The 6,889-nt window shown below is 51.2% G+C and carries 5 protein-coding genes; all 5 read left to right on the top strand.

The features are described from left to right. The 5 genes from KOR42_RS28035 to KOR42_RS25455 all read left to right on the top strand — a co-directional run bounded on the left by KOR42_RS28035 (position 1) and on the right by KOR42_RS25455 (position 6,563). Positions 1-162: an integrase core domain-containing protein gene (locus KOR42_RS28035; RefSeq protein ID WP_390620856.1), complete on the top strand. Its 162-nt coding sequence runs from the start codon at positions 1-3 to the stop codon at positions 160-162. 399 nt (positions 163-561) lie between these two features. Beyond that, the gene (locus tag KOR42_RS25470; RefSeq protein ID WP_146512623.1) at positions 562-1,035 is read left to right on the top strand and encodes a DUF4279 domain-containing protein; all 474 of its coding nucleotides are present in this window, start codon (positions 562-564) and stop codon (positions 1,033-1,035) included. Positions 1,036-1,767: 732 nt separating this feature from the next. Continuing rightward, the gene (locus tag KOR42_RS25465; RefSeq protein ID WP_146512622.1) at positions 1,768-3,120 is read left to right on the top strand and encodes a Gfo/Idh/MocA family protein; all 1,353 of its coding nucleotides are present in this window, start codon (positions 1,768-1,770) and stop codon (positions 3,118-3,120) included. Positions 3,121-3,168: 48 nt separating this feature from the next. Continuing rightward, a complete protein-coding gene (locus tag KOR42_RS25460; RefSeq protein WP_146512621.1) occupies positions 3,169-4,473 on the top strand; it encodes an arginine deiminase family protein in 1,305 nt (434 codons plus the stop codon). An 89-nt stretch (positions 4,474-4,562) separates the two neighbouring features. After that, positions 4,563-6,563: an RNA polymerase sigma factor gene (locus KOR42_RS25455; protein ID WP_146512620.1), complete on the top strand. Its 2,001-nt coding sequence runs from the start codon at positions 4,563-4,565 to the stop codon at positions 6,561-6,563. The last annotated feature ends 326 nt before the right edge of the window (positions 6,564-6,889 follow it).

Here is a 6,889-nt window from a genome sequence, read left to right as displayed (position 1 = left end):
ATTCAGGACTGGCGGATGACTTACAACCACCGCCGTCCGCACAGCTCTCTTGGAGGGTTGACGCCTGCCGAATTTTCGACTCAGTGTGCTTCCGTTCCAGAGAAGGTTCCGCCTACGGCTCCACCTTCTCCTCCACTCCAGCACACTGACTTACTTACCTAACCCCAACTCTCATAAGCCTGGTTCAAACTTCGGGGGCATTTCAGCGCAGTATGTCTGAACTTCAACGTTTCATTCCCAATGCTTTATAACGCGGGTGCCATGCTCACGCTTGCGTGGGCATGCCTTTCGTGTAGGCTGACGATTCAATCAAAGGATCTCCGCACATCACCGAATCGTTCGTGATTTGTACAATAACAACGGAGGCGGCCATTCTGAGTATTTCCCGTGTCACTGTCGATTATCGACACCGTCAACCAAAAAGACGTCAACTCTGAGCACTTCCGGGCAACTTCATCAGGGCAGAATGGTATTACCAACAACGATTGAGGGCATGGCTGATGTGCGGCATCCTGAAATTGGTCTTGATGGCTTAATCGACTTCTTTCCGACGGAGCTCTATTGAACTCGCCAGCTCAGCCTGTTTTACTGGGGGCTTACCGCAGGCCATTCGTGAAAGGCGGAACGATATCAACTCCCAAAATTAAAGCAGAGTTCACTCTTTTCTCGACTCATATCCATCCTGACGAGATCACTGCAGCAGTTGGATTACAGCCGACGGCTGTTCATTTGAAAGGTCAGCAAATACTGACGTCGAAGAGAGTGTATCGTGAGAATCAATGGGTCATTGGCGTCCCGTACCGGTTTCAGTATTGCGTCGAGGAATGTCTTGCCGAACTCTTTGCAGTTATTCGAACACACAAACAAATCATCGTGGATTACTGTGAGCAGCACGCCATTGAACGGCAGTTCGCGTGTGTCATCTATATGACCGGAGAGGCTCCCGATTTTGTTTTGAGTTCAGAGTCCGTACAAGAGCTTGCTGATTACGGTGCGGTATTTGATGTGGATATTATTCTTCTCTCATCGGCGTAGTTAAGGCAGGTTAAGGAGGTGTTGTGAAAGAGTTTCGTGGAGTGCTATGCTATTGAGTGTGCGGGAATGTTTTTCATGCTCGCGGTCGATAAGTTTCAACGATGTTTATACATCAGTTGGGTAATTCGAAGGGGATACGATATCGACGGTGGTGGTCGTTTTCGCTTCTTTGCGTTCTTCTGTCAGTTGCGTTTACGATGCGTCGTATAGGTAGATAACGCAACTTGGCCTCCAGTCACCGTTCTCTATGAGCGAGTTTTTTAGAATTGGTCCAACACTCGATGATGCCCGAGGCGTACACACCTCTAACTCCATGATCGGTTTGAACGTGTTCGGATGATTAGGAGGATTGGGAGTTTTTGGAAGAGTTTGCGGGCACCATCCGAAATACTAAAGACGGCGGTAAACAGTCTGTCTTGGAGATGTGTTTTCCTCCATCAAACGACAGCTGAATGGGGCGTTCGCGCTGAAGCTGAGAATCATCAAGTAGCGTTCTGGGATGCGTCTTGTTCTTCGGCGATTTGGAATGCCACGAGAATTTCACCGTCGCTGCTTTCTTCCGATTCCAAGAAAAATTTCTCAATGCTCAGCGAGAATCGTTCGCTCGTCTTCTCCGTGTGTTGAGCGGCGGTCAACGCATCGAAATGGCTTCCAGTTGACGAGGCTTGCATTCGGTGTGCAGTTTCAATGAGAGTATTGAAATAGAAAACCGAATTGACCTTGGGAATCATTATGAAACGCAGGAGATTTCTGCAGCTGAATGCGTTGGCGACTGCTGCTTTGTTGACCCGCTCTTTGAAGGCGAACACTCGAGCGTCTGCGAATGAGCGTTTGGGAGTCGGGATCGTCGGATTGGGCTCGCGAGGGTTCAATCTTCTCGACGAGTTTGTGGTCCATCCGGAAGTGCAAATCACCGCTTTGTGTGACGTTCACGATCTTCATTATCGAGATCGTCCCTGGGGCAAAGGGCCTGCAATGGGGCGCGTTCCCGCTCGTCATGCCGTCGAGAAGAAGTACGGAGAGGCTCGGAAGTCAGGGACGTATCGCGGGCTGATGTTGACTTCCGATTATCGTTACCTCTGTGAGTCGGATCAGGTCGATATCGTTGTGGTGGCGACGCCTGATCACTGGCACGCGGGGTGTGTGTTCAGCGCTTTGGAGAATGGCAAGGATGTTTACTGTGAGAAGCCGGTGACTCACCTGTTTGCGGAAGGGCAGCAGATCGTTGAGAAAGTGAAGTCGACCGGAGCTGTCTTTCAAACCGGTTCTCAGCAACGGTCTGACGAACTCTTTCAGCGTGCGGTGAATCTGGTTCGCAATGGTGTGTTGGGCGAAATCTCATCGATCGAAGTTGGATTGCCGCCGGGGTATGATCGCCCGCAAGGAAGTGTCGAAACTTCTCAACCGCCCGTTGGACTGGATTACGAGATGTGGTGTGGTCCGTCTCCGAAGTTGCCGTACATGCGAGCAAGGCATCATCGTTGGTGGCGAGGATCGCGAGCGTATGGTGGCGGCGTGCTGATGGACTGGATTGGCCATCACAATGACATCGCGCACTGGTCGCTCAACCTCGACAAAGGGGGACCAACGGTTGTGGAAGCGGTCGATTGGTCATTCCCGGAAACTGACGTTTACGATACGCCGCATCATTACACCATTCGATGTGAGTACGAGAATGGAGTCACCTCCACAATCTCCGACACGAATACATTGGGGACGAAATGGATTGGGACCAATGGTTGGCTGCATGTGACTCGCGGACGAATCACAGCTTCCGACTCCCGGTGGGTCGATAAGAATTTCAATCCGGGGGATGAACGTGTCGAGCAAGTGGTCAGCCACGTCGACAACTTTGTGCAGAATGTTCGAAGTCGCGGCGTCTGTCTGGCTCCGGCGGAAACGGCACACCGGTCGATTACTCCCGGACATCTTGCGTATGTCTCGAATGCACTCCAGCGACCGTTGCGATGGAACGCAAAGCAAGAAGTTGTGATTGATGACAACGAAGCTGACCGCATGCTTAGAAGTGTGGATTATCGTTCGCATTGGGAATCGCTTCTGTCACAGCGGACTCGCAAGTCGTGAAGAATCAAAGTCGGTTTGGTGATCGTTAACTTGTAAGACGGAGGAAGAATGAATCGTTCGCTGCTGTGTCGCCTTGTTCTGGTTGTGTTCATTGCTCTCGTCGGAGTTCCGTATCGCCTTGCTGCTCAATCGGATTCATTCAATGCGGGCAGTAACGCAGAATGGGACCGTGCTGAGTGGGCTCTTGTGCATACTCCGGGTGAAGAGCTTTTCTATGGTGTGCTGCATCCGGAAGCAGCTCTGTTTGAGCGTCCGTTTTCTTCAACTCTTGCCTCGCAGGAACACGAACGCTTTGTTCGACAACTTCGAGAGCAGGGGATTTCCGTCGTTCAGCTGCGCGAGGCGGTTCTCGCGGGAACTGTCGATCAGAACGGCCGTGAAATTCCGGGTCCCGCGTTGGATGAATTGAGACGGTTCGCGTTTCGGTTTGTCACTCTCGAGTCGGAACCTCCCGTTTCTGAGAGTCAGCAGGATGAGCTTGAGAAGAGTTACTTCGCCGAATCGTTTCAGCACTTACACCCTGACGAATTGTGGTCGACGATTGTTCTGAATCCGAAGATTACGCTTCGATCGACAGGAGATTTGAATACGGGAGTCGTCGCGGACTATGCCGTTCGACCGGTCATGAATCTGTACTTCATGCGAGATCAGGTGATCACAACGCGTCGCGGTGTTGTCGTCGGAAAAATGAACTCCGAACAACGTCACATCGAAACCGACATCGTGCGATTTGCTCTCGGAAGAATGGGAATCAAACCGATCGGAGTCATTGAAGAGCCCGGACGTCTGGAGGGCGGCGACTTTCTGCCCGCTGGAGATCGGGTGTTTATCGGTGAAGGTCTGCGGACGAATGCAGCGGCGATTTTGCAACTGCTCGTCGCGGATGCTTTCGGGACCGATGAAGTCGTCGTCGTTAAAGATCCGTGGCAGCAACAGGAACAGATGCACCTCGACACCTACTTCAATCTCGTCGCTGATGATCTGGCTCTGCTCGCGGAAAATCGACTTGGCGAAAGCAAGCACGTCCCGACGGTTGATGTCTTCAAAAAGGATGGGGATGGGTATGAGCTTCAGTCGTCCGGAATGAAATTCCCCGACTATTTGAAGTCAATTGGGATCAGAGTGATCCCGGTCAAGCAGCAGGATCAATTGAACTACGGGTGCAATGTCCTTACCTTGAAATCGAACGAAATTTTCGTCGTTGATGGGGTGAGTGATGAGTTTCTCGCGAAACTCAGAGATGCAGATGTTACTGTGAATGTTGTCGATTTCTCGAACCTGACAGGAGGTTACGGCGCGTGTCACTGCACCGTGCAGGTGCTTTCACGCAAGCAAAATGTTGATGGTCGTTGAGTGGCGTGGCGAAGAACTTTTGAGAATCTTTCGAATTCTTTGCATTCTCCGCGCCCGAATCTGGTCCGTGGTGGAACTTCCTTTCTGATATGTCTCAGCTCACTTCATCGCACGAAGCAAAGAATCACGACAACACCGAATCGCAAGAACATCTCAGCGATTCGGAATTGTTGGCGAAATTCATTCGATTGAAGAGCGAGTCTGCATTTGCCGCACTGGTTGAGCGTTACGGAAGCCTCGTTTATTCCGTGGCGATTCGCACAGTCAGGCATCGGCAGAGTGCTGAGGACGTCACACAAGCGACTTTTCTGGTCCTTGCTCGTGATGCCGGAAAAGTCCGAAAGTCAGAAGCTCTTGCCGCATGGTTGCATGGAGTTGCGCAACGAATTGCTCGGAAGGCTCTGAGACGCAAGAGTAAAGAACTGGTGAGTGATACCGTGGAGAGGATCCCAAAATCGTCTGAGACGCTGGAAGAAATTCAGTCCATTCACGAGCAGAAGGTTTTGGACGAAGAGCTTCAAGGGCTGCCTCCCCAATATCGCGACGCACTCATTCTTCACTTTCTAGAAGGACTCACTTACGACCAGACAGCCGATCGTCTCGGAGTGACGTTGGGTGTCGTAGAAGGCCGGATCAAGCGTGGGAAGCGAGAACTACGCCTCCGCCTCACTCGACGTGGTGTCGGGCTGATGACAGCTCTGGCAGCAATGTCCTGGTCACAAGAAGCCGCTGCTGCGGTCGTTCGTCCAGAACTCATTCAGACCATCACATCGACCGGATTGGCCGTGTCTCAGGGAACAGCGTTTCCCGGAGCATGTTCCCCGGAAGCCGTCTATCTCGCGGGAAAGGAAGTTGCAATGATTTCGACAGCAAAGTTGGCTTTAGTTGTCTGCAGTCTCACGATTGCAGTTGGAACGGGTTGGGCGACGCACGCCAGCCTGGCGAGTGACGTCACCTCAAGCGGCGATCCATTCGGGACCGTTGTCGAGAAGAAGTCGCAAGCGGACGCACTCGACGTCAATTCCGGGGGCTTCGCAGCGATTGACTCGACGGTGACTCAATCATCAACTGAGAATCAGGATCCCTTTGGAGTCGCGGCTGACGTGAGTGCCGCCGTGGATGACCCCATTGTTAACCTGTCAGCTGACGTTTTCGATAGTGCCGCCGACGCAGCGAGACGGCTAGCACTTCAGAAGGTGATTGTAATTCTGAGAGATGTTGAGAGAACACTCGAATCCGAGAAGAAACCAGATCTCGATGAACTAAAGAAAATTATGAACGAGATGGAAATGCAAGATCTGATAATGGATCTGGAAAGTCCCGCAGGAGAGCTGGAGGACAGTACTGACGCGAGCAGAGCAGGAAGCGGAATCGCCGACCAAGGAGGGGCTTCCGGGATGTTTTCCAGTTCGCCTTCAGACGCCGCCGCGGCTGGCGCGAGTGAAGTTCCAGTTGATTCACCCATTGCCGTTGAAAGAGATCAGTCTCCTCAGGAAGAACGAATTCTACAGTTATTGGGTGAGACCACTAATCTGGAATTTCCAGGGTCTCCACTGAGCGACGTGACCGCATTCCTTTCTGAGCACAACAACATCCCTGTCTATATCGATCAAAAAGCATTGGGCGACGAAGGGCTGAGTGCTGATGACCCCATTTCTATTAACATCCAAAATGTGCCATTGTCGACCGGTTTGAAGTTAATGCTCGAACCGCTTGATTTGACCTATCTCGTGAAAGACGACCTTCTTTACATCACGACAAAATACAGCGCAGAAGAAGAGTATGTAACTCGCGTCTATGATGTTCGATCGCTGAATATTCAAGACCCTGAAACACTGGCAGATGTGCTCCTGAATACAGTTGGAGATATTTCCTGGAGTCACCACGGTGGAGGTGGTGATCTCTCTTTTCTGAACGGAAGTGTTATCATTCGTCAGACACATGCTGTTCATGACGAAATCGAAACGCTCCTCAATCAACTTGCAAAACAGATCCGTTCCAATCCGAATTTCCCTGATTGGCCGGTTCATGATCGGCCCGAACCCGGCTCATTGAATGGAGGATTCGGGGGAATGATGGGTGGAGGGTAATCGCGGTTGAAGAAGGATTAACTTCCCCGACATTTAAGGATTCACTCGAGAGAGTGCTGAAGCGAGCAGACGGAGTACAAAGCAACCACTCAATGACATTCTGTTGTTGAGTGGTTGCAGCAGTTTCAACTCATTTTTAGTTATCCTTCACAAACGACTCGATAAGTCTCAACTTGTATTGTTGAAAACATCTCTGGAATCTGAGATGAGAATGCGCTAAAATCTGGTGATGAGTGATTCCCCACGAACGAATGTGTTGTTGGAAGTGGCAAAGCTGTCGCTTCGGATTGGACGCAAGTATGTCGAGCCGTATTCGCATGCGAAGA

The sequence above is a fragment of the Thalassoglobus neptunius genome, assembly GCF_007859735.1.
GTDB lineage: Bacteria > Planctomycetota > Planctomycetia > Planctomycetales > Planctomycetaceae > Thalassoglobus > Thalassoglobus neptunius.
The sequence above is the reverse complement of the archived record's forward strand: the minus strand, read 5'-3'. Positions and strand labels throughout refer to the sequence as shown.